Here is a 22,135-nt window from a genome sequence, read left to right on the forward strand (position 1 = left end):
CGTTCGGTACAGCGAACGATGGGGGTTCGATGCGCGGAACAAGAGTGGCGGTGCTGGGCGCCGGGATCGTGGGCGCCGCCTGTGCTCGCGAACTGGCCCTGGCCGAACTGGAGGTCGTCGTCGTGGACCGCGGCGGCGCAGGGGCGGCGACCACCTCGCACGGCGAGGGCAACATCCTCGTCTCGGACAAGCGGCCCGGCCCCGAACTCCGCCTCGCCCAACTCTCCCGGCGGCTGTGGCCCGAGGTGCTCGCCGCCGTCGCCGAGCGCTCCCCGCACGCCGCGCACACGGCGGAGTGGCAGCCCAAGGGCGGCATCGTCGTCGCGACCACCCCCGACGGCGCGCGGGAGCTGGCCCGGTCGGCCGCCGGGCAACGCGCGGCAGGGGTACGGGTCGAGACGCTGGACGCCGACGCGCTCGCCGACGCCGAGCCGTACGTCACCCGGGAGCACACCGCGGCCCTGTCCTACCCCGAGGACGCCCAGGTGCAGCCGGCGGGCGCGGCCTGTGCCCTGCTCGGCGACGCGCTGGCGGCGGGGGCGACGCTGTACACGGGCTGCGAGGTGCTCGGCGCGGTCACCCGAGGAGGCCGGATCACGGGAGTGCGCACCCGCGCCGGCCTGCTGGAGGCCGACTGGTTCGTCGACGCCGCGGGCCCCTGGTCCGGCGAACTGTCCGGCCGCCTCGGCGCACCGGTGGACGTGCGGCCCCGCCGCGGCGACATCCTGGTGACGACACCGCTGCCGCCGATGGTCTTCCACAAGGTCTACGACGCGGACTACGTGGGCGCGGTCGGCAGCGACGCGGAGGAGCTGCGGACCTCCGCGGTCGTGGAGTCCACCCGGGGCGGCAGCGTGCTCATCGGCTCCTCACGCCGCCGGGTCGGCTTCGACGACCGGTCGCGCCCCGAGGTCCTGTCGGCCGTCGCCGCGAAGGCGCTGCGGCTGTTCCCCACGCTGGCCGGGGTGCCGGTGATGCGCGCGTACGGCGGCTTCCGGCCGTACGTCCCCGACCATCTGCCGGTCATCGGCGCCGATCCGCGGCTGGCGGGGCTGTGGCACGTCAGCGGACACGAGGGCGCCGGGATCGGCCTGTCGGTGGGCTCCGCACGGCTGTTGCGGAACCTGATGCTCGACGAGCCGACGGAGACGGACGCCGCCCCCTTCCGGGTGGACCGTCCGGCGGTGCTCGGCGCGGGCACGCACACCGCGAGTCGAACGAGGTGAGGAGATGAGTCCCGGACCAGCACGCGCCGCGTCCGACGCCGCCGGACGGCGGGACCGGCCCCTGCGGATCACGGTCGACGGCGAGCCCGTCGGCGGGACCGAGGGCCAGACCATCGCGGGAGTCCTGCTCGCGGCGGGCCGGCCGGCCTGGCGCCGGGGCCGCTCCGGCGCCCCGCGCGGGGTGTTCTGCGGGATCGGTGTCTGCTTCGACTGCCTGGTGACGGTGGGTGAGGAGCGCGATGTGCGGGCCTGCCTGCGCCGGGCCCGCGACAACGACGTGGTGACCACCCAGACCAGGGAGCCGGTACGGGGCGGAACGGGGGAGAGCTGATGCCTCGTCATGTCGTGGTCGTCGGTGCGGGACCCGCGGGTCTCGCCGCGGCGGAGGCCGCGCTGAGCGCGGGCGCCCGGGTGACCCTGCTCGACTCGGCGGACCGGCCCGGCGGCCAGTACCACCGGATGCCCCCCGCCGAGTACGACGCCTTCCGGTCGCGGGCGCCGCGGCACGGGTGGCGGGCCTTCGACCGGCGCCGCCGCCGGGTGCTCACGCACGCGCGGTGCGCCTGGTGGCCCGAGTCCTCGGTGTGGGCGCTGGAGCGCCCCGCGCGGCCCGGGGTGCCCCGGGTGCACGTGCTGCGCGGTCCGGCCGACGGCTCCGACCGGCGCCGGACGACGCTCGACCCCGACGCCCTGGTGCTCGCCGTGGGCGCGCACGACCGCGTACTTCCCTTCCCCGGCTGGGAGTTGCCCGGTGTCTTCACCGGCGGCGCCGCCCAGGCGCTCGCCAAGGGGGAGCGGGTCGTGGTCGGCGACCGCGTGGTCGTCGCGGGTACCGGGCCGTTCCTGCTCCCGGTGGCCGCTACGCTGCTGGAAGCCGGCTCCCGGGTGCTCGCGGTACTGGAGGCCAACACGCCGGGCACCGTCGCCCGTGGCTGGTCGCGCCGTCCCTGGCAGCTCGCGGCGCACGCCGCGAAGGCGGGTGAACTCGGTTCGTACGCGGCCCTGTTGCTCCGGCACCGGGTGCCCTACGGCACGCGTCGCGCCGTGATCCGGGCGCACGGCGACGGGCGGGTCGAGGAGGTCGTCACCGCGCGGCTGCGCGCGGACTGGTCGGTCGTGCCGGGCAGCGAGCGCACGCTCGCCGTGGACGCGGTCTGCGTCACCCACGGCTTCAGCCCGCGGCTGGAGCTTCCGGTGGCCGCCGGATGCGCCCTGCGCACCACCGCCGGCGGCGAGTTCGTGCACGTCGACGACGATCAGGCGACCACCTGCCCCGGCGTCTACGCGGTCGGCGAGATCACCGGCATCGCGGGAGCCCCGGCCGCGCGGGCGGAAGGCGCGCTCGCCGGCCTGCTCGCCGCCGGTGGCGCCCCGGACACGGCCGCACCGCGTCAGCTGCGCCGCGCCAGGGACCAGGGCCGCGCGTTCGCCGCACGGCTGGCCGCGGCGCACCCGATCGGCGCGGCCTGGCCCGAGTGGCTGCGCCCCGAGACCGTCGTCTGCCGGTGCGAGGAGACCGACTACGCCGCGATCCGCCGGGCCGCGGCCGACGAGGCCACCCGCGCCGCCCGGGTCGTCAGGCTGGAGACACGGGCCGGGCTCGGCCCGTGCCAGGGCCGGATCTGCGGCCCCACGGTCGCCGAGCTGAACGCCCGCCTGTCCGGTGAGCCCACCGACCGGACCGCGGGGGGCCCGCCTGCCTGCTCACCCCACCGGCGCCCGATCGCCCAGCCGCTACGGCTGAGCGAACTGGCCGCCGCCCCCGAACCGCCCCCCGAAGGTCCCGCCCCGCACCTTCCCTGATCCCGCACCGTCCCATCGACTTCCTTGATGAGGAGCCGAGTTCATGGGCAACAACAAGAGTCAGGCCCTGTCCCTGGGCGGCGTGGTCGTGGCCACCGCCCTTCCCTACCGCGAGGACGCGTCCGCCCCGGCCGGGCTGGCCGTGGACCTCGACCGGTACGCCGAGCACTGCCGCTGGCTGGTGCGGAGCGGCTGCCGCGGCGTCGGTCCGAACGGTTCGCTGGGCGAGTACACCTCCCTGACGGACCAGGAGCGGCGCACGGTCGCACGGACGGCGATCGAGGCCGTCGGCGACCTGGGCATCGTGGTCGTGGGCGTGCACGGCGCCGGCGCGCACCAGGCCAGGCACTGGGCCGAGGTCGCCGCCGAGGATGGTGCCGACGCCCTGCTGTGCCTGCCCCCCACCATGTATCGCGCGAACCGTGGCGAGATCCTCACCCACTTCGAGGCCGTGGCCGGCGTCGGCCTCCCGGTCATGGTCTACAACAACCCGGTCGACACCCGGGTCGACCTGACCCCGGACCTGCTCGCGGAGATCGCCCGCATCGACAACGTCGTCGCCGTGAAGGAGTTCTCCGGCGACGTCCGGCGCGTTCTGGAGATCAGGGAGCGGGCACCCGGCATCGAGGTCGTCAGCGGCGCCGACGACCTCCTCCTGGAAAGCCTGCTGATGGGCGCCACCGGCTGGTTCGCCGGCTTCCCGAACGTCTTCCCCGCGGAGTCGGCGCGCCTGTACGACCTCGCCGTGACCGGCAGGGTCTCCGAGGCCCGCGCCCTGTACGAGTCCCTGGTCGCCGCCTTCCGCTGGGACTCGCGCACCGAGTTCGTCCAGGCCGTCAAGCTCGGCATGGACCTGGTCGGCCGGTTCGGCGGGCCCTGCAGGCCGCCGCGCGGCCCGCTGGGCGCGGATCTGCGCGAGCGGGTCCAGGCCGACATGGCCCGTGCCGTCGCGGCGCTCGAGAAGCAGTCCGCCTGATGCGGTCCGTCCGCACGATCAGTGTGGTCGACTCCCACACCGAGGGCATGCCCACCCGCGTGGTCACCGGCGGGGTGGGTCCCGTCCCCGGCGACACCATGGCCGAGCGGCGCCGCCACGCCGTGGAGAACCTGGACGGGCTGCGCCGGTTCCTGGTGGACGAGCCGCGCGGGCACTCCGCCATGAGCGGGGCGATCCTGCAGCCCCCCACCCGCCCGGACGCCGACTGGGGCGTGCTCTACATCGAGGTCAGCGGATTCCTGCCGATGTGCGGGCACGGCACTGTCGGCGTGGCCACCGTCCTCGTGGAGACGGGGATGGTCGAGGTGACCGAGCCGGAGACCCGGGTCCGCCTCGACACGCCCGCGGGGCTGGTCGAGGCGCGGGTCGCGGTCACCGACGGCCGCGCCGCCCAGGTCACCCTGCGCAACGTGGACGCCTTCGCCCTCGAACTCGACGCGACGGTCCAGGTCCCCGGTCTGGGCGAGGTCCGCTACGACATGGCCTACGGCGGCAACTTCTACGCCATCGTCGAACTCGACCGGCTCGGGCTGCCGTTCGACCGCGGGCGCAAGCACGAGATCCTCGCCGCCGGACTGGCCGTCATGCGCTCCATCGACGAGCGGAACCGGCCGGTGCACCCGGTCGACCCCCTCATCCAAGGGTGCAAGCACGTGCAGTTCCTCGCCCCGGACTCCACCGCACGCCGCTCACGCAACGCCATGGCCATCCACCCGGGCTGGTTCGACCGCTCGCCCTGCGGCACCGGAACGTGCGCCCGCATGGCCCAGTTGCACGCACGCGGCGAGCTCGACCTGCACACCGACTTCGTCAACGAGTCCTTCATCGGCACCGAGTTCACCGGCCGCCTGCTCGCGACGACACACGTCGGCGCCCTGCCCGCCGTGGTCCCCGAGTTCTCCGGCCGCGCCTGGATCACCGCCACCGCCACCCACCTGCTGGACCCGACCGACCCCTTCCCGCACGGATTCGTGCTCTAGAAAAGGGCACCCCTCACCCCTCATCCCCCTCACTCCGCACGAGACCACCGGAGAGCCCGCCATGTCCCGTTCAGCCTCGGCTCGAAGCACCTGGAACGCGGTCGCACCCGAGCCCGACCGGGTGGTGGCCGCGGCCTCCGCCTCGGCCCGGGCATGGGCCGACGCGGCCCCGACGGCCCGCGCCCGCGTCCTCGAAGCCGTGGCGGGCGCTCTCGAAGGGGAGCGCCCCGAGTTGGTCGCCCTGGCCGACACCGAGACCCGTCTCGGCGCGGCCCGCCTGGACGGCGAGTTGACCCGCACGGTCTTCCAACTGCGGCTCTTCGCCGACCTGGTGCGCACCGGGGAGGCCCTCGACGTCCGTATCGACCGACCCGACCCCCGATGGCCCACCGGGCCGCGACCCGATCTGCGCCGCTACCGCGTCGCGCTCGGCCCGGTCCTGGTGTTCGCGGCCGGCAACTTCCCCTTCGCCTTCGGCGTGGCGGGCGGTGACACCGCCTCCGCCTGGGCCGCGGGCTGCCCGGTGGTGGTCAAGGCGCACCCCGGCCACCCCGAACTGTCGTACCGCACCGCCGGGGTCATCCGGCAGGCGATGGCCCGCGCCGACGTACCCGAAGGGGTGTTCGCCCTGATCGAAGGGCAGCGGGCCGGGACCGACGCACTGCGCCACCCGGCCCTGCGGGCAGCCGCCTTCACCGGCTCCACGAGGGTCGGCCTGACGCTCGCCCGCGTCGCCGCCGAACGCCCGGAGCCGATCCCGTTCTACGGGGAACTGGGCAGCGTCAACCCCGTCGTGGTCACTCCGGGCGCGGCCCGCGCCCGGAGTGCGGAGATCGCCGAGGGCTGGGCGGGCTCGCTCACCCTGGGCGCGGGTCAGTTCTGCACCAACCCCGGCCTGCTGTTCGCCCCGGCCGACGGCGATCTGCTCGACGCGCTCACAGAGCCGCTGTCCCGGGCTCCCGCCCTGCCGATGCTGGGGGACCGGATCGCCGAAGCGTACGGGGACGGCGCGCGGCGACTCGCCGCCCTGCCGGGCGTACGACGGCTGGTGTGGCCGAAGGACGAGGCGTCGACGGCCCCCCGGCTGCTCACCCTGGACCTGGCCGCGTTCGCCGCCGACCCCCGGGCCGCGGCCGAGGAGTGCTTCGGGCCGCTCGGCCTGGTGGTGACGTACGAGCGGCTCGGGGACGTGGCCGCCGCGGTGACCTCGCTGCCGGGGCAGCTCACCGCATCCCTGCACGGTGAGCCGCACGAGCACGGCGACCTCGCCGATCTGATCGCGGCGCTGGCCGCGCGCAGCGGCCGAGTGCTGTGGAACGCGTGGCCCACCGGCGTCTCGGTCACCCACGCCATGCAGCACGGTGGACCGTTCCCCGCCACCACCGCGCCCGCCACCACCTCGGTCGGCACCGCCGCGATCGAGCGGTTCCTGCGGCCCGTCGCCTACCAGTCGTGGCCGCAGCGGCTGCTGCCGCCGCCGCTGCGCGACGACAACCCCTGGGGCGTGCCCCAACGGGTCGACGGGTAGCCGCCGCGGCCGCCCGGTGGGCGGAGCAGACCGGACAAAAGATCATTTTGCAAAGTAAATATTATTTATTGCTGCCATGGGGGATGAACCCGCCGCCCCGGGCTCTCGTCATCACCAGGTGTGGGAACCGCACCGCCGTGTGTGGGCCACATCACGGAAGTGCATTCCCCGGGCCGCGCGGCCCGGCAGACACCGCGAAAGAGAGACCCCCATGACCGCACGACGCACCCGCAAGGCGACGATCTCGGCCGCGGGAGCGGCCGCGGCCGCCCTGCTGGTCACCGGCATGGCAGGCAGCGCCTCGGCCGACACCGGCCCCACCGCGTGGGCGCCCTCCTGCCGCACCGCCGACCTGACGGCTTCCCTGCGGGACGCCCAGGCGGGTGCCGGCAACTTCGGGCAGACCCTCACCCTGACCAACGACTCGTACCGCACGTGCACCGTGCGCGGATATCCCCGTCTGAGCGTCCAGGACGCCAGGCACCGGAACCAGGCCGTCGACGTGGTGTGGGGTTCCACCTACTTCCAGCGCGACCCCGGCCCCCGCACCGTGACGCTCAGGCCCGGACAGGCCGCCACCGCGAGCCTGTCCTGGAACGCCCCCCAGGGCGACAGGTCGATCACCCCCTCCTACCTCAAGGTCACCGCGCCCCGCGGGCGAGGCGACCTCACGGTCCGCTTCACCCCGGGCGCCATCGACGCCGGCGTCCTGCGTGCCACCGCCCTCGCCGCCCAGCCGGCCCCGGCGCGGCCGCTCAAGGTCTCCGTCCACAGGCTCACCGACTACGGACCGACGACCGGCCCGCTGCACGCGGGGGACACCGCGGACGTCGTCGTCTCCGGCTGCGAGGACGACACCGACGCCTCGGTCACGTCGAACGCCTTCGTCGACGGCTCCACCGACCTGGTCCCCTCCGCCGACCGGCCCACTCTGCAGGGCTTCCCGGAGATCGCCGACGTCGACGGCGTCTACTACGTCAGCGCGCAGTGCCCCACCGCCGGTACCACCGCCACCACCACCGTGACCGTCGAGTAGCCCTCCCTGACCGGCCGCTCCGCCCCGCCCCTTCGGCGTGACCGCATGCGGTCGGCCACTCCTAATCCCCGTAGGGACGCCACTGGGCCGTCTGCCTCAGTGCCGCACGGGCGCCCCACCACCAGGTGAGGACAGCCAGCACGGCCAGGGCCCCCGCAGTGACGGACAACGTGCCGCCGGACAGCCCGATGCCGTCGACGGGACTCTCCTGGGGAGTGGCCAGCCAGGCCGCGACGACGACGCCGGCGGCCGTCGCCGCCAGGAGCGGGGCGAGCAGAGCCCAGGCGGAGGCCGAGTAGTAGATCCGTCGCCGACCGGTCAGCACGCTCAGCGGCGCGAGCAGGAGGCTGAGCCGCAGGAACTCGGCGAGATTCCCGAGAGTCGCGGCCACGGCGACGATGAGCAGGCCCGGAACGCCGAGGAAGGTGACCCATCTGCCGTGTGCCGCTCCGTTCCGTGCGCCCACCAGCCACCCCTCGCCCGGCAGCTCCGCGGTGACGGCCGCGACGGGGAGGTCGTCCCTGAACAGCCGTTTGATCTGGTCGTAGTCCATGTCCCGGCCGTCGGAGGAGGTCAGGACCAGATTCGACGGTGCCTTCTTCATGTCGCCTGGGAGGACGTCCCCTTCCTGTACGGCGATGCGTTCATCGGTCGGGAGCGACCAGCGCACCGCTTCGGCGATCCGCGGGGTCGCCAGGGCTGTGCCGGTGGTGGTGACCTGCCGCGAGCAGGGCAGCTTCACGGATCGGAGGGCGGGGCAGGGCGCCTGGACGCGGGGAAGTCCGTCGGAGGCGGGGCCCGTCGGGGGGTACAGGGCGAAGCTCTCCGTGTTCTCCGGCAGTCGCCGAAGCGCGCCTGCGAGCTGGTTCGGGGAGAGTCTGCTCGGATCGACCTGAAGGAGCACGACGCTGTGCCCGATGCGGCGAGCCGTCTCCTGAGCGGCCTGCGCGCTCGCACCGAACTGTGAGGTCTTCAGCTGGACCTGGCTGACCAGCACCATTGCGATCCCCACTCCGGCGACCAGGCGCGCGGTCACCCCTGGGTGAGCGGCCATGCGCCTGCCGGAGACCAGGGCGCCCGAACTGCCTGTCCTGCGGACCGAATCGGCGATCCTGGAGCCCGCCGCGCCCGCTCCGAGGGCGACCGCGCAGGGGAAGGTGGCCATTACAGCGACCACACCCGCGTTGTACAGCTTCATCCGGAGGTCCGCGTACTGTGCGGGATCAAGGAGCGCCGGACCTCGGACCGTGGCGAAGATCAGCAGCGGACAGGCCAGGGCCGCCCAACGGATGGCCCGTCCCCGGCGCGCCGACAGTTGCACGGGCCGGGTTCCTCCCCGTCCGCCGGGTCGGTGCATCACGCCGACGAGGACCAGCGTGCCGATCGCTCCCACACACCCTGCCAGGGCGGCGCCCCACCACCAGTGCCGCAGGTCGGCACCGGACAGCCAGTAGCCGATCCAGGGCAGACGCACGTGGTCCGTCGTCATCACGAGGAAGGCCGGAAGGGCACCCAGCACCGCACCGGCCAGCACCGGTACCGCCGACTCTCCGAGGGTGAGAGCGAGGCGATGACGCGAGCCGCCCCCCAACGCGCTGATCAGCGCGGTGCGTTTGTCCCTGCCTGCCGACCCCATGCGCGCGGCGACGACGGCCAGCACGCCGGCAGGCAGCAGAATCAGATACAGCGCGGTGAGCAACTTGCCTCGGCCGGACACGAACAGGACATCGCCCGCAGGCAACCCCCGCTCCTTCCCGAACCCGACGACGCGCGAGAATCCGGCCTTGTCGAACTGCTTGTCCGTGGGATTGACATAGGCGTACCGCTCGCCTGGACCGGCGAGCCCGGACTGATGGATGAAGCCGACCACCCGGCCGAGCCTGGACGGCGCTCCCTCGGCGCGCAGTGCTTGGTCCAGCTGCGGTGACAGCACCGCCTGGCCGGGCGCGGGCCACCGGTCGATCCCTGGCGGAAGTGGAGTGTCCGTGGACAGCGGGCGAAGGTAGACGAGGCTGTACTGGCGTCCTTCCACCTCGTCGAAGTCGCTCCTGGCGAGCGCCACGGCCGGACGGTCGGGAAATGCGTCCTGGAACTGCAGCGCGCGCTCGCCCGTGCGGCGCTCCATCCCGTCGTAGGCCGCGCACACCGCCGCCACCGCGGACAGGCCGAGCGCCAGCGAGGCTGCCGCGAGGAGCAGGGCGACGGCGCGGACCGCTCCGTCGCCGGTACGCCGTCCCGCGGCCCACCCCATACGCAGCAGTTGCGCGGAAAGAGACGTTCCGCTCATGCTCGACCCTCCACGGCGTAGGGCACCAACGCCGCCCGCCTGAGCTCCAGCAGCCGGTCCGCCCTGTGGGCGACCTCGACATCGTGGGTCACCACGACCATCGCGCAGTTCCACTTCTTCGGTACCGAGAACAGCAGGTCCGCCACGGTGTCCCGGGTGGCCGAGTCCAGGGCGCCGGTCGGTTCGTCGGCCAGCAGCAGGGCCGGCTCGTTCATCAAGGCCCGTGCGACCGCGGCTCGTTGCCGTTCACCACCGGAGAGCCGGCCGGTGGGCACTCCCTTGACGGGAACACCCAGCTCGGCCAGCAGTTCCTCCGCTCGCGCGTACGCCTGGCGAGCACCGGTGCCCGCCAGCAGAGCGGCCAGAGCGACGTTCTCCACGGGTGTCAGCTCCGGGAGCAGTTCGCCGAACTGGAAGACGACTCCGATGTGGCCGCTGCGGTGCCGTTCCAGAGCACGCCGCCTCATGCGCGTCACGTCGGCGCCGGCAACGCTCACCGAGCCCGAGGACGGCCGGATCAGCCCCAGCACACAGCCCAGCAGGGTGCTCTTGCCGCTGCCGCTCGGCCCGACGACCGCCACCGATTCCCCGGGTGCGACCTCGAGGTCCGCTCCGTCGAGCAATACGCGGTCTGCGACCTCGTATCGCAGCCCGCGCACGGCAAGCACGGGCTGGTCCGGCATCATGCCGCTCATCCACTTCCCCCAGGAGACATCCGCTCGGCAACCGTCCAGCCGAGCGCTTCATTCTGGACGCGGGAGCAGGTCGCCGCCGGTGGGGGAGCCTTTTGAGGCATCTTTTACGCGACGCGCGCAACCGGAATGCCTGCTTCGCCGTCTGACAGGGAGTCGAGCCCGTCGGGGGCGAGAGTCGAAGAGCGGGGCGGATCGTGGAACGGCGCAGGGGCAGCATAGGAATCGCACTGGTCACGGGTGCTGTGCTGGTGGGCGCGACCGCCTGCGGCGCGGGCGGCGGGGGCAAGGCAGGAGGGGACGACGCGAAGGGGCCGGGCGCGTCGCGTACCTCCGCCTCCGCATCCCCGTCGAAGCCCGCGGGGCCGCCGATGCTGCTGAACACGATCATGCCGCAGTCGGGGACCACCGTGGGCGTCGCCATGCCGGTCTCGGTCGACTTCGCGAACCCGGTGGCGGCGAAGGCGCGGGCCGCCGTCGAGAAGCACATGAAGGTGAGCGCCTCCCAGCCGGTGGTCGGCGCCTGGCACTGGCTCAGCGACACGCGCGCCGACTGGCGTCCGAAGACGTACTGGCCCGCCGGCACGAACGTCAAGGTCGACGTCGACATGAGGGGCGTCGCCAACGGCAACGGACGCTACGGTGTACGCAGCTACACGCACGCCTTCAAGATCGGCGACGATGTGCGCGCGGACGTCTCGGTGACCGGCCACACCATGAAGGTGACCCGGGACGGCAAGCCGGTGCGCACCCTGTCGATCAACGCGGGCAGCTCCGAGTTCCCCACGTGGAACGGCACGATGGCCGTCATGGACAAGCAGGAGAAGGTGCACATGAACTCCTGCTCCGTCGGCATAAGCTGCGACAAGGGCAGCCCCAACTACTACGACCTGACGCTTCCCTGGGACGTGCACCTGACGGGTTCCGGCACGTACGTGCACTACTCGGACGGCGACCCCTTCCCGGGCAGCGGCAGCGCCCGCGGCTCACACGGCTGCGTCCACCTCTCCAAGGCGGACGCCGAGTGGTTCTACGACCAGGTCAAGCAGGGCGACCCCGTCACCATCACCGGCTCGTCCAAGGCCAAGGCGGCGCCCGAGAACGGCTACGCCGACTTCGACCTGGAATGGGGCCAGTGGCTCGCGGGCAGCGCGTCCGGCGAGGGGACGACCGCGGCACTGTGACGCGCGCCGTCAGGCGCGTCGGGGGCGGCGGGACCGAGCACGAGCGGCCCGCCGCACACTCCTACCAGCGCCCGGCGGCCCGGTCCGGCGTGGCGTGCAGGGAGCCGAGCAGGCCGAGCGCCTCGGCGCTGGGGCTGCCGGGCTCGGCGTGATAGATGATCAGCTGCTGGCCCGGAGCGTTCCGCACGTCGAACGCATGGTGCGCGAGGGTCATGGCACCGACGTCGGGGTGCCGGAAGTACTTGTCCTCCCGCGTCTTGCCCCGCACGGTGTGGCTGCTCCACAACCAGGCGAAGTCCGGGCTCGACGCGGTGAGTTCGGCGACCAGCTCCCGAAGCCGCTCACTGTCCGGACTCAGGCCGGACGCCTGGCGCAGATGACCCGCGACCGTCTCGGCCGTTCGGTCCCACCGGGCGTGGAACGGCCGGCCGGCCGGGTCGAGGAAGACCATGCGGGCCAGGTTGTCCGACCGCTCGAACGGCGCGTACAGCGCCTCGGCCAGGGCGTTGGCGGCCAGGATGTCCAGGCTCGGGTTGATGACGAACGCCGGAGTGCCGGGGTAGCAGTCCAGCAGCACGCGCAGTGCGGGGTCGACCCGGTCGTCGGCGGCGGACCGCAGGCCCGGAGCCGTACCGGCCAACCGGTGGAGGTGGGCCAGGGCGTCGCCGTCCAACCGCAGCGCGCGGCCGAGCGCGTCGACCACCTGCGCCGACGGGTGGCGTTCGCGGCCCTGTTCCAGCCGGGTGTAGTAGTCCGCGTTCACGCCCGCCAGTACGGCCACCTCCTCGCGGCGCAGCCCCGCCACCCTGCGCAGGCCGTGACTCGCCATGCCGACGTCCCCCGGCCGCACGGCCGCGCGCCGCGCCCGCAGGAACTCCCCCAACCCGTTGACCTTCATGCCGTCAGGCTATGCCCCGGCCGGAAGCCGTGCCTGGGTGTGCCGCACCCGGGCAGCGCACGGCCTGGGCGCCCCGGACCGCTCCGCCCAGACTCGGTGGTCCACCACTCGGTGGTCCACCAAGAGAAGGGCCGGTCATGACGGACCAGACAGCCAAGGTCGTAGCGATCACCGGTGCGAGCAGCGGGATCGGTGAGGCGACCGCCCACCGACTCGCCGCCGACGGCCACCGTCTGCTCCTGGGTGCACGGCGCACCGGGCGCCTGGAGCGGATCGTCGAGGAGATCACCGCCGCGGGCGGCACCGCGGCGGCCCGGCACCTGGACGTCACCGACGCCGCCGACGTCCGGGACTTCGAGGCGGACGCCCGCGAGCGCTACGGCAGGCTCGACGTGATGGTCAACAACGCCGGAATCATGCCGCTCTCACCGCTGGACGCGACGCGGACCGAGGAGTGGGAGCGCATGATCGACGTGAACCTGCGCGGCGTCCTGAACGGCATCGCCGCCGCGCTGCCCGGGATGCGCGCCCAGGGCGGCGGGCACATCGTGAACATCGCCTCCGTCGGCGCGCACGAGGTCTCGCCCACGGCCGCCGTGTACTGCGCCACCAAGTTCGCCGTCCGCGCGATCTCCGAGGGCCTGCGGCAGGAATCCGCGGGGGGCCTGCGGGTCACCCTGATCTCCCCGGGCGTCACCGAGTCCGAACTGGCGGACGCCATCGCGGACCCGGTCGCCCGGGAAGCCATGCGCGCCTACCGCGCGGTGGCCCTGCCCGCCTCCGCCGTCGCCGCTGCCGTCGCCTACGCCGTCTCCCAGCCCCCGGAGGTCGACGTCAACGAGATCGTCATACGCCCCGCGGCAAGCGCTCAGTGAGGGCCAACCCGGGCCCCGCCCACCACGCCCCCTGACGAGGGGCTCGTCCCGGAGAGCCGACCCCCGGCGGACGGCCCCTTCGAGCGACGACGCGGAAGACCGACGCCCCTGCTCGACGACGCCCCGACCGCGCCGACCCCGGCGGGAGCTCCGCTGGAAAGGGATGTCTCCGTCGGGACGGGGCAGCTCTGCTAGGACGGGATGTCTCCCTCGGCACCGGGCGGCCGGCTCGCGGTCCGGTGCCGCACCGCGCCCCGCACCCGGCCGACCCGAGACCGGGAGGTGCCGCCCCTCCCCGGACGAGCATCCACGCAGGGTGTCGGGCCCTGAGCCGGAGCGCGTGCCGCGCCCTCGCCCGCTCACTGCTCGCCGCGCGGGTCCACGGGAAGGGCCAGCCGGAACAGCGCCCCGCCCCCCGGCGCCTGATGAGCCGTCAGTTCCCCGTCGTGGGTCTGCGCGATCTGCCGGGCCATGGCCAACCCCAGCCCGGAACCGGGCAGCGCGCGGGCGGCCCGCGCCCGGTAGAAGCGGTCGAAGACATGCGGCAGGTCGGCCGTGTCGATCCCGGGACCGTGGTCCCGGACGGTGATCTCCAGGCGGTGGTCCCGCTCCGCCCGGCACGCCGCCACCTCGACCCGGCCGCCGGCCGGGGAGAACTTCGCGGCGTTGTCCAGCAGGTTCGAGAACAGGCGCGTGAGCCGGCTCGGCACGGCCGCGGTCAGCGCCGACGCGGCCGCCGGGTCCCGGTCGAGCACGAAGCCCACATGCGGCCAGTGGTCACGAGCGGCGGCCACGGAGTGCTCCAGCAGGGACACCGGCCGCACCAGCTCAAGAGCCTGCTGCGGCTCCTCGTCCCGCGCCAGATCGATCAAGTCGTTGACCAGCGTGGTCACTTCCCGCAACTGGCGGGAGAGCGCCCCCGTGGCCCGCTCCCGCTGCTGCGGGCTCAACCGGTCCGCGCGCAGCAGGATCTCCGCGTTCGAACGCAGCGCGGTCAGCGGCGTGCGCAGTTCGTGCGAGGCGTCGGCGACCAGCCGACGCTGCGCGGCCAGCGACTCCTCCAGCGCGTCCAGCATGGTGTTGAAGGAGACCGCGAGCCGGGTGATCTCGTCCTCCCGGCCGCGGGGCCCGGCCGGCAGCTCGATACGCAGCCCGGCGTCACGGGTGGCGGTGATCCGCTCCGCGGTCGAAGTGAGCCGGGTGACCGGCGCCAGGCCCGAGCGGGACACCCAGTAGCCCAGCAGCGCGGCGACCGGCACACCCGCCCCGCCGATCACCGCCAGCAGCCCGGCCGCCTGCCGCTCGGCCCGCCGCACCCCGTCGGAGCGCAGCGCCACCTGCATGGCCAGCCCCTTGCGGGCCGGGGTGGTCAGCACCCGCACCGGATGACCGTCCACGGACGCCGTACGGAAGAAGGGGGCGCGCCGGCGCGCCGCGACGTCCCGCACGGATCCGCTGACCGGCAGCAGATACGGCGCCCTCGGATCGTCCGCCCGGTTCTCGGGCACCAGCTGGGCGCAGGCGGGCGCGGCCAAGTAGCGGCACTCACCGGCCTGCACGCCCGGCCCCTCCCCGGAGTACCGCTGCACGGCGAGCGTGGCCGACTGCGTGAGCTGGAGATCGAACTGCCGCTTGAGGGTGTACACGGTGACCGCGTAGGCGCCGGCGCACACGGCCAGCGCCACACCCGCCACCGCCGCCGAGGCCGCCAGCGCCAGCCGGCGGCGCAGCGGGGGGCGGCGGTGCCGACGGGCCCGCCTCACCGCTCGTCCAGCCGGTAGCCGACCCCGTGCACGGTGTGCACGAGGCGGGGGGCGCCGTCCGCTTCCAGCTTGCGCCGCAGATAACCGACGTAGACGGCGAGCGAGTTGGAGTCGGGTCCCAGGTCCCGGCCCCACACCCAGCGCATGATCGTCTCGCGTTCCAGGACCTGACCGGGATGGCGCAGCAGCAGATCCAGCAGCGCCCACTCGGTGCGGGTGAACTCCAGCCGCCGGCCGGCCCGCACCGCCGTACGGCTGTGGGGATCGACGGTCAGATCGGCGAACCGCAGCTCACCCGCGGCCGGCGGCTCGCCGGGCCCCGTGCGCCGCAGCAGTGCGCGGAGCCGGGCCGCCAACTCGTCCAGCGCGAACGGCTTGACCAGGTAGTCGTCCGCCCCCGCGTCCAGTCCGTCCACCCGGTCGCTCACCGCGTCCAGCGCGGTCAGCACCAGGATCGGGACACGGTCGCCCAGCGCCCGCAGCCGCCGGCACACGGCGAGCCCGTCGACCACGGGCATCATCACGTCCAGCACCATGGCGTCCGGCTCCCAGTCCGCCACCGCCACGAGCGCCGCGTGCCCGTCGGCCACCCCCAGGACGGTGAACCCCTCCAGTTCGAGCCCGTCCTCCAGGGCGGCCCGCACCTCGGGGTCGTCGTCCACGACGAGCACACGCGGGGGAGGGGCACCGGGTACTTCCTGACCTGCCTCGTTCATGGGTCCAGCCTGCCAAAGCGACTTCTTAGAAGCCTCTTAGACCTGCCCAGGACCGTGCGACGGCATGAACACCCCACTCTCCGTCGTGATCGGTGCCGGGGGCACCGGCGGCCACATCTACCCGGGGCTGGCGCTCGCCGACGCGCTGCGCCGCCGCGTGCCCGACGCGGTGATCTCGTTCGTCGGCACCGAACGCGGCCTGGAGACCCGGCTGATACCCGCCGCCGGCTACCCGCTGCACACGGTCGACATGATCCCCTTCGACCGGTCGCTCGGTGCCAAGCGCTTCACCCTGCCCGTCGCGCTGCTGAGGTCGGGCCGGCAGTGCCGCGCCCTCCTCGGTGAGCAGGGCGCGCAGGTCGCCGTCGGCATGGGCGGCTACCCGAGCGCCCCCGTCATCCTCGGCGCGCGCCTGGCCGGTCTGCCCAGCATCATCCACGAGTCCAACGCGGTGCCCGGCCGGGCCAACGCCTTCGCCGCGCGGCTCACCCCGCATGTCGCGCTCGCCTTCGAGGCGAGCGGCGCGGGCCTGCCGGCCTCCAGCCGCCCCGAGGTGGTCGGCATGCCCCTGTCCGGTCCCCTGGCCCGACTCGACCGCGCGGCCCGCCGCGTGGACGCCCGCCGGGAACTGGGCATCCCCGAACACACCCGGCTGCTCCTGGTCAACGGCGGCAGCCTCGGCGCCGCCCGGCTCACCGAGGCGGCGATCGGCCTCGCGGAACGCCTGCGGCACCGCGACGACATACGCCTGCTGATCAAGACCGGTCCCGCCGCCCTGGACACCGCCCGCGCCCGGCTGCGCCTGACCGGCGCCGACCGGATCGCGCAGGCGGTCGCCTACCTGGACCGCATCGACCAGACGTACGCGGCCGCCGACCTCGTGGTGTGCCGTGCCGGCTCGGCGACCGTCGCGGAACTGGCCACCATCGGCCTGCCCGCCGTCCTCGTCCCCTACCCGCACGCCCCCGGCGACCACCAGACCCACAACGCCCGCACCCTCACCGACGTCGGCGCCGGCGTCCTGCTGCGCGACCAGGACACCACCCCCCTCTCCCTCGAGAACGTCGCCGGCTCCCTCCTCGCCGACCCCGTCCGGCTGCGCGCCATGGGCGAAGCCGCCGCGTCGGCCGGGATCGGCGCACACCACCGCGACGCGGCCGACCGACTGGCCCTGCGGGTCCTGAGGCTCGCCGGCCGCACCGCAACCCTGACCACCGTCCACAGTTGAGGAACCCCGCCATGCACACATCCGACTTCTTCCACGGCCGTACCGTCCTCGTCACCGGCGCGGAGGGCTTCATCGGCTCCACCCTCGTGGACCTGCTGCTGCGCCAGGGCGCCACGGTCCGCGCGTTCGTCCACTACAAGCCCTACGCCGAGAAGGGCAACCTCGCCCACCTCCTCGGCGATCCGCGCGTCGAGACGATCGCGGGCGACGTGCGCGACCCGGGCAGGGTGATGGACGCCGTCGCCGGCTGCGACACCGTCTTCCACCTCGCCGCCCTCATCGGCATCCCCTACAGCTACGACGCCCCGGGCGCCTACGTCGCCGTCAACGTCAACGGCACCGAGAACATCGCCGAGGCCTGCCGCCGCCACCGGGTACGCCGCCTCGTGCACACCTCCACCAGCGAGGTCTACGGCACCGCCCTGACCGTGCCGATCGGCGAGGACCACCCGCTGCAACCGCAGTCGCCGTACTCCGCCTCCAAGATCGGCGCCGACATGATGGTGCTCTCCCACCACCACGCCTTCGAACTGCCCGTGACCGTCGTACGCCCCTTCAACACCTACGGCCCCCGCCAGTCCGCGCGCGCCGTGATCCCGACGATCCTCGCCCAGCTGCACTCCGGCGCCCGCGAGATACGGCTCGGCTCGCTCACCCCGACCCGCGACTTCACCTACGTCACCGACACCGCCCGCGGCTTCCTCGCCGTGGCCCAGTGCGACCGGGCGCTCGGCGAGGTCGTCAACCTCGGCACCGGCGAGGAGATCGCCGTCGGTGACCTGGCCCGACGTCTCGTCGCGGCCAGCGGGCGCGAGGCCGACATCGTCGTGGACGAGACCCGGCTCCGCCCCACCGGCAGCGAGGTCCACCGGCTGCTGTCGGACAACTCCCGCGCCCGCACCTGGGCCTCCTGGAAGCCCGAGGTCGGCCTGGACGAAGGACTGCGCCGCACCTCCGAGTGGATCGCGGCCAACCCGCACCTGTTCGCCCCGGGCCGGTACGCGGTCTGACGCCGCCGCCCCGCCGAACCCGCCGCCCGACCGCCGGTCTCCAAGCCCCGCGGCCACCGCCGCCGTCGACACGACTCCGAGGGTGCCCGCGCCGGCGGTGTGGGCGGCCGGTGGCCGGGCGTGGCCGTGGACGTGCCGGCGCCGGCCCTGGTCGGTCGGGGGACTGGTGGTCGACGCGGGACTCTCCTTCGCGGTCGAGCCGCTGGGCACCGTGTCCGCCGTGGCCAAGTACGGCGCCGACGCCGCGCCTGCTGACGGGTGTGCTGGCCCTGCTCGCCTGGGCCCACCACCGCCAAGGCCGATTCCGCCGAGGCCGCCCCACCCACCGAGGCACCGCGAGGCCCGGGGACTCACCGGATCGGGACGACCGGGTCCGGGCATGATCGTTCTCCGCCCGATCGGGAACCCCGGTGCGCTTGCCCGCATCTCACTCTGAGGCGAGGCACGCGCGGCGGCATCCGGCTCCGTGCGGGGGCGTCACCGAGGGGGAGATGTCATGTCACGGCGGACAGCGGCGGTCTGGACGGCCGGACTGGTGATGCTGCTGGGCACCGCCGCCTGCGGCCAGAGCCAGAGCCACACCACCGCGCAGTCCCGGGTCCCGGCGTGCGGGACGCCCCAGCTGAGCTGGAGGATGACCGTTCTCCCGGGTACGCCGCACAACACGCCGACGGCGACGCTCAGCGCGGCGCACAAGGGCGCCAAGCCCTGCGCCTTCGACGGCTACCCGGAACTCCACGTGTACGTCGGCAAGGGCCCGTCGGCCGACTCCAGGCCGAAGAGGTCCGCGCCGGTGCATCTGGTGCTCGAACCGGGGCACAGCGTCGAGATCCCGGTCTTCTACGACGCGGTCGGCTCGCCGTCCGGCTCCTGCGAGGTCATGGCCGAGTACGATCCGCGGGTCGACGTACGGCCCCCGAACCCGGCGGCCCACGACTACGGCTCCCGGGTGCGGCTGACGGATGCCCAGGGGCACCGGCGGCGCGCCCAGGTCTGCGACCTCCACATGCTGCTGGGCGCACCCCGACTGCACTGACGCGAAGCAGGACACACGGTGTGCTTTCGCTCGCGCCTCGTGCGATCATGAAAGCCGCGACCGCTGACCACGGTCGTTCGAAAGCCGCCGTACGGCGGCACGGGGGAATGCATCGGGGGTTGCTGCTGCGCGCGAGAGGCGCGGAGCAGGTCGTCGGCGGACGTACACGCGCCGGACTCCGTGGTGGTGTCTCATCTGCTGTACCAACAGCGGGTGCCCGCCCTTCGGATCCTCGTGCCACCCGGCCTGCCTCTTGGAGAAACCTGAATGCAGGAACCTCAACCGCCCCGCGGCCGCAGACGCCTCGGAGCTGTCGCGGTACTGAGCGCCGTGCTGTTGCTGGGCAATGCCGCCGCGGCTCAGGCCGCCACCGCCACGCCTGTCCCCGGCACCCCCGTGCCGACCGCGTCGGCGTCCTCGCCGAGCGCCGCCCCCACGCCGAAGGCGCCGGTCGCCCCGGCGCCCGCGGACCCGACCGCCCCCCCTCCCACGGGCCCGACCGCGCAGGCCCCCGAGCCCACGGACCCGGCGGCCCCGTCCGCGGAACCCTCGACCCCGGACGCCCCGGTACCTCCCGCCGATGCCGACTGGACCGCCGAGGCCGCCATCCGGTTCTGGACCCCCGAGCGCATGGACGCGGCCACCGACCCGTCGGGCCGCACCGCCGCGCCGGCCCCGCTGCGGGCGGCCGCGGCACCGCGGGCCTCCTTCAGCGGTACCACCGCCCAGCACTTCCAGGGCATCAAGTCCGTCGGCACGATCTTCAGCCAGGACGCGGGCCTCAAGGGGCACCGCTGCACGGCCAGCGTGGTGCGCAGCGAGAAGCACAACCTGATCCTCACCGCCGGGCACTGCGTCGGCTCGAAGTCCATGTTCGTGCCCATGTACGACCACACCAGGTCCGCGGCCGCGCAGCCTTACGGGGTCTGGGCGATCGACACCTGGTTCCGCGACAAGAAGGCCACCTGGGACAGGGCCAAGACGTCCGACCTGGACTACGCCTTCGCGAGCCTGAAGCCGAACGGCAACGACGACGTCCAGGACAAGGTGGGCGCCAACACCCTGGCCCGGACGCCCGGCTACACCAACAAGGTGACCGTCATCGGCTACCCGTCGGTCGCGCACAATCCGCCGGACCAGGCGGTGCGCTGCCCGAACATCTCCACGACCGCTCTGCCGGGCTACTACCAGATGCAGATCCTCTGCGCGGGGATGTGGGGCGGAGTCTCCGGCGGCCCGTTCTTCTCCTCGTTCGACGCCTCCGGCGACACCGGCACGATCATCGGCAACGTGGGCGGGTTCCTGCAGGGCGGCCCCGACGTGCCCGGCACGGACCCCCGGTACAACGAGATCACCTACAGCCCGCTGCACGGTGACCGCTTCTTCCGCCTCTACGCCGACGCCCAGCAGGGCAAGAACCCCGACTACGGCGCCTACGACCAGCCGCCGCTGCCCTACTCCATGGGCTCCGGCGCGACCTGGAAGCACGCCGACCTGATGGCCTCGGGCGACTTCGAGGGCAAGGGCCGCAGCGACATGGTGGTGGTGTGGTCGGACGGCGAGGTCACGCTCTACGACAGCGACGGACAGGGCCACTTCACGGGCGAGCGGCAGCTGCTGGCCAAGAACTCCACCTGGACGAACGCCAGGACGATCACCGCGGGCGACTTCACCGGGTCCGACCGCTTCGACCTGATGGTCCGGTGGAGCGACGGCGAGGTCACGCTCTACGGAGACATCGGCACCAAGGGCCTCGGCTGGGCGGGGACCCGGATGATCGGACCGAACGAGCTGTGGAAGGACGCGACGCAGATCGCCGCGGGCCGCTTCAACGCCTCGCACTACGTCACCGACCTGGTCGTCCGTTGGATCGACGGCGAGGTGACCCTGTACACGAACGTCGGCGCGGGCACCTTCGGGCAGGAGCACAAGCTCAAGAGCAAGAACGACACCTGGCGGGACGCCACCCTGCTCACCAGCGGTGAGTTCTCGGGGAGCGAGAAGTGGGACCTCATGGTGCGCTGGACCGACGGTGAACTCGACAACTACGTCGGGACCACCGTGTCGGGCCTCGGCCCCGAGCAGCGCATCCTGGACCGCAACGAGCTCTGGACGCACGACACGGTCATGACGACCGGCGACTTCACGGGCAACCACCGGACCGACGACCTCGTCATCCGCTGGTCCGACGGTGAGACCACCCTGTACAAGGACACGGTCGCCGCCCACCTCGGCAGCGAGGAGACGCTGGTCCAGGCCGAATGAGCCGATCCGTCCCCGCTGCCTCGGCAGCGGGGACGGATCGAATGAGCGTTCACGATCGGGTGATGTACCAGCTCAGCCGTTCGTGTTCGGGGTGTTGCGGTGGGTCCGGGAACGAAGATCGTTACGTTGGCCTTCCGCCTCCTCCGGTGGTGTCCCTGACACCTGCGCCGACGGGGGACGTGACGTCACCGACCGGGCCGGGCTGTGCACCGACCTGTGCGTAGAGGAGAGTCTGTGATCTCGAAGAGAACGAGAGTCGCGCGTTCCATGGCCGTGACGCTCGCCGCTGCGGCCACCATCGCCCTCGGCATGCCGGGCGGCAACGCCTTCGCCATCGACCACGTGCAGTGTGTCGGCGGGGAGAACTTCCTGAAGATCTGGTCGCATCTCGACGGCCGTCAGAGCGTCGACTGCTATGCGAACGCCGGGAAGACCGACTTCGGCGGGTGGTGGGTCGACCGGATCTCCACGGGCAACAACGACCTGATCTACTACGACGCCAACGGCGACTCGGTGAAGATCGAGCGCTGGCACGACATGACCTTCCCGAACCACCCGCCGAAGGTCGTCGCCGTTCAGATCCTGTGACCGCGCCCCCTGTCCGCCGGCCG

The 22,135-nt window shown here is 73.3% G+C and carries 19 protein-coding genes; 14 read left to right on the plus strand and 5 right to left on the minus strand.

Annotation, left to right across the window (positions count from 1 at the left end; all coding sequences use genetic code 11):
- The first annotated feature begins 29 nt into the window (after positions 1–29).
- From AB0C59_RS10090 to AB0C59_RS10120, 7 genes are all read left to right on the plus strand, one after another.
- Positions 30–1,226, plus strand: a complete 1,197-nt coding sequence (locus AB0C59_RS10090; RefSeq protein WP_363002571.1) for an FAD-dependent oxidoreductase — start codon at positions 30–32, stop codon at positions 1,224–1,226.
- A gap of 4 nt (positions 1,227–1,230) precedes the next feature.
- Complete coding sequence (locus tag AB0C59_RS10095) at positions 1,231–1,557, plus strand: (2Fe-2S)-binding protein (RefSeq protein ID WP_363002573.1); 327 nt, start codon at positions 1,231–1,233, stop codon at positions 1,555–1,557.
- Positions 1,557–3,029: an FAD-dependent oxidoreductase gene (locus AB0C59_RS10100; RefSeq protein ID WP_363002575.1), complete on the plus strand. Its 1,473-nt coding sequence runs from the start codon at positions 1,557–1,559 to the stop codon at positions 3,027–3,029. The genes AB0C59_RS10095 and AB0C59_RS10100 overlap by 1 nt, the downstream gene beginning before the upstream one ends.
- A 43-nt stretch (positions 3,030–3,072) precedes the next feature.
- Entirely contained in the window at positions 3,073–4,005 is a 933-nt protein-coding gene (locus AB0C59_RS10105; protein WP_363002577.1) for a dihydrodipicolinate synthase family protein, read from the plus strand.
- Positions 4,005–5,006 carry a proline racemase family protein gene (locus AB0C59_RS10110; protein ID WP_363002579.1) on the plus strand — a complete coding sequence of 334 codons (1,002 nt, stop codon included), beginning with the start codon at positions 4,005–4,007 and terminating at the stop codon, positions 5,004–5,006. The genes AB0C59_RS10105 and AB0C59_RS10110 overlap by 1 nt, the downstream gene beginning before the upstream one ends.
- Positions 5,007–5,067: 61 nt before the next feature.
- Positions 5,068–6,534, plus strand: coding sequence for an aldehyde dehydrogenase (NADP(+)) (locus AB0C59_RS10115; RefSeq protein ID WP_363002581.1), 1,467 nt, complete (start codon positions 5,068–5,070; stop codon positions 6,532–6,534).
- Between the two features lie 211 nt (positions 6,535–6,745).
- Positions 6,746–7,570 (plus strand): DUF4232 domain-containing protein, encoded by an 825-nt coding sequence (locus AB0C59_RS10120; protein WP_363002583.1) that lies wholly within the window; start codon positions 6,746–6,748, stop codon positions 7,568–7,570.
- Positions 7,571–7,631: 61 nt separating this feature from the next.
- Here AB0C59_RS10120 and AB0C59_RS10125 read toward each other — a convergent pair whose 3' ends face one another.
- The gene (locus tag AB0C59_RS10125) at positions 7,632–9,857 is read right to left on the minus strand and encodes a hypothetical protein (protein ID WP_363002585.1); all 2,226 of its coding nucleotides are present in this window, start codon (positions 9,855–9,857) and stop codon (positions 7,632–7,634) included.
- On the minus strand, positions 9,854–10,552 hold the full coding sequence (locus AB0C59_RS10130; protein ID WP_363002587.1) for an ABC transporter ATP-binding protein: 699 nt from the start codon (positions 10,550–10,552) through the stop codon (positions 9,854–9,856). The genes AB0C59_RS10125 and AB0C59_RS10130 overlap by 4 nt, the downstream gene beginning before the upstream one ends.
- A 194-nt stretch (positions 10,553–10,746) precedes the next feature.
- On the opposite strand from AB0C59_RS10130, the gene AB0C59_RS10135 reads away from it, so the two are divergent.
- The gene (locus AB0C59_RS10135; protein ID WP_363002589.1) at positions 10,747–11,733 is read left to right on the plus strand and encodes a L,D-transpeptidase; all 987 of its coding nucleotides are present in this window, start codon (positions 10,747–10,749) and stop codon (positions 11,731–11,733) included.
- A 61-nt stretch (positions 11,734–11,794) separates the two neighbouring features.
- Here the strand turns inward: AB0C59_RS10135 and AB0C59_RS10140 are convergent, their stop codons facing one another.
- Entirely contained in the window at positions 11,795–12,631 is an 837-nt protein-coding gene (locus AB0C59_RS10140; protein WP_363002591.1) for a helix-turn-helix transcriptional regulator, read from the minus strand.
- Between the two features lie 137 nt (positions 12,632–12,768).
- Between AB0C59_RS10140 and AB0C59_RS10145 the strand changes: the two genes are divergently transcribed.
- Positions 12,769–13,506 carry an SDR family oxidoreductase gene (locus AB0C59_RS10145; RefSeq protein WP_363002593.1) on the plus strand — a complete coding sequence of 246 codons (738 nt, stop codon included), beginning with the start codon at positions 12,769–12,771 and terminating at the stop codon, positions 13,504–13,506.
- A 359-nt stretch (positions 13,507–13,865) separates the two neighbouring features.
- On the opposite strand, the gene AB0C59_RS10150 is transcribed toward AB0C59_RS10145, so the two are convergent.
- Both AB0C59_RS10150 and AB0C59_RS10155 read right to left on the minus strand, forming a co-directional pair.
- Positions 13,866–15,269, minus strand: coding sequence for a HAMP domain-containing sensor histidine kinase (locus AB0C59_RS10150; RefSeq protein ID WP_363002595.1), 1,404 nt, complete (start codon positions 15,267–15,269; stop codon positions 13,866–13,868).
- Entirely contained in the window at positions 15,266–15,985 is a 720-nt protein-coding gene (locus AB0C59_RS10155) for a response regulator transcription factor (protein WP_363002597.1), read from the minus strand. Before AB0C59_RS10155 ends, AB0C59_RS10150 begins: the two co-directional genes overlap by 4 nt.
- 64 nt (positions 15,986–16,049) lie before the next feature.
- Here AB0C59_RS10155 and AB0C59_RS10160 point away from each other — a divergent pair, with 64 nt between their 5' ends.
- The 5 genes from AB0C59_RS10160 to AB0C59_RS10180 all read left to right on the plus strand — a co-directional run bounded on the left by AB0C59_RS10160 (position 16,050) and on the right by AB0C59_RS10180 (position 22,112).
- Positions 16,050–17,213, plus strand: coding sequence for a UDP-N-acetylglucosamine--N-acetylmuramyl-(pentapeptide) pyrophosphoryl-undecaprenol N-acetylglucosamine transferase (locus AB0C59_RS10160; RefSeq protein WP_363002599.1), 1,164 nt, complete (start codon positions 16,050–16,052; stop codon positions 17,211–17,213).
- Between the two features lie 11 nt (positions 17,214–17,224).
- The gene (locus tag AB0C59_RS10165) at positions 17,225–18,223 is read left to right on the plus strand and encodes an SDR family NAD(P)-dependent oxidoreductase (RefSeq protein WP_363002601.1); all 999 of its coding nucleotides are present in this window, start codon (positions 17,225–17,227) and stop codon (positions 18,221–18,223) included.
- Between the two features lie 496 nt (positions 18,224–18,719).
- Positions 18,720–19,259: a DUF4232 domain-containing protein gene (locus AB0C59_RS10170; protein ID WP_363002603.1), complete on the plus strand. Its 540-nt coding sequence runs from the start codon at positions 18,720–18,722 to the stop codon at positions 19,257–19,259.
- A gap of 267 nt (positions 19,260–19,526) precedes the next feature.
- The gene (locus AB0C59_RS10175) at positions 19,527–21,524 is read left to right on the plus strand and encodes a trypsin-like serine protease (RefSeq protein ID WP_363002605.1); all 1,998 of its coding nucleotides are present in this window, start codon (positions 19,527–19,529) and stop codon (positions 21,522–21,524) included.
- A gap of 234 nt (positions 21,525–21,758) precedes the next feature.
- The gene (locus tag AB0C59_RS10180; protein ID WP_363002607.1) at positions 21,759–22,112 is read left to right on the plus strand and encodes a beta/gamma crystallin domain-containing protein; all 354 of its coding nucleotides are present in this window, start codon (positions 21,759–21,761) and stop codon (positions 22,110–22,112) included.
- Positions 22,113–22,135 lie beyond the last annotated feature (23 nt).

Source organism: Streptomyces sp. NPDC048664 (genome assembly GCF_040650555.1).
Classification (GTDB): domain Bacteria; phylum Actinomycetota; class Actinomycetes; order Streptomycetales; family Streptomycetaceae; genus Streptomyces.

Excerpts from the sequence above, each read along its gene's own strand:
- AB0C59_RS10090 (WP_363002571.1), top strand. The coding sequence starts at position 30 with ATGCGCGGAACAAGAGTGGCGGTGCTGGGCGCCGGGATCGTGGGCGCC.
- AB0C59_RS10095 (WP_363002573.1), top strand. The coding sequence starts at position 1,231 with ATGAGTCCCGGACCAGCACGCGCCGCGTCCGACGCCGCCGGACGGCGG.
- AB0C59_RS10100 (WP_363002575.1), top strand. The coding sequence starts at position 1,557 with ATGCCTCGTCATGTCGTGGTCGTCGGTGCGGGACCCGCGGGTCTCGCC.
- AB0C59_RS10105 (WP_363002577.1), top strand. The coding sequence starts at position 3,073 with ATGGGCAACAACAAGAGTCAGGCCCTGTCCCTGGGCGGCGTGGTCGTG.
- AB0C59_RS10110 (WP_363002579.1), top strand. The coding sequence starts at position 4,005 with ATGCGGTCCGTCCGCACGATCAGTGTGGTCGACTCCCACACCGAGGGC.
- AB0C59_RS10115 (WP_363002581.1), top strand. The coding sequence starts at position 5,068 with ATGTCCCGTTCAGCCTCGGCTCGAAGCACCTGGAACGCGGTCGCACCC.
- AB0C59_RS10120 (WP_363002583.1), top strand. The coding sequence starts at position 6,746 with ATGACCGCACGACGCACCCGCAAGGCGACGATCTCGGCCGCGGGAGCG.
- AB0C59_RS10125 (WP_363002585.1), bottom strand. The coding sequence starts at position 9,857 with ATGAGCGGAACGTCTCTTTCCGCGCAACTGCTGCGTATGGGGTGGGCC.
- AB0C59_RS10130 (WP_363002587.1), bottom strand. The coding sequence starts at position 10,552 with ATGAGCGGCATGATGCCGGACCAGCCCGTGCTTGCCGTGCGCGGGCTG.
- AB0C59_RS10140 (WP_363002591.1), bottom strand. The coding sequence starts at position 12,631 with ATGAAGGTCAACGGGTTGGGGGAGTTCCTGCGGGCGCGGCGCGCGGCC.
- AB0C59_RS10145 (WP_363002593.1), top strand. The coding sequence starts at position 12,769 with ATGACGGACCAGACAGCCAAGGTCGTAGCGATCACCGGTGCGAGCAGC.
- AB0C59_RS10155 (WP_363002597.1), bottom strand. The coding sequence starts at position 15,985 with ATGAACGAGGCAGGTCAGGAAGTACCCGGTGCCCCTCCCCCGCGTGTG.
- AB0C59_RS10160 (WP_363002599.1), top strand. The coding sequence starts at position 16,050 with ATGAACACCCCACTCTCCGTCGTGATCGGTGCCGGGGGCACCGGCGGC.
- AB0C59_RS10165 (WP_363002601.1), top strand. The coding sequence starts at position 17,225 with ATGCACACATCCGACTTCTTCCACGGCCGTACCGTCCTCGTCACCGGC.
- AB0C59_RS10170 (WP_363002603.1), top strand. The coding sequence starts at position 18,720 with ATGTCACGGCGGACAGCGGCGGTCTGGACGGCCGGACTGGTGATGCTG.
- AB0C59_RS10175 (WP_363002605.1), top strand. The coding sequence starts at position 19,527 with ATGCAGGAACCTCAACCGCCCCGCGGCCGCAGACGCCTCGGAGCTGTC.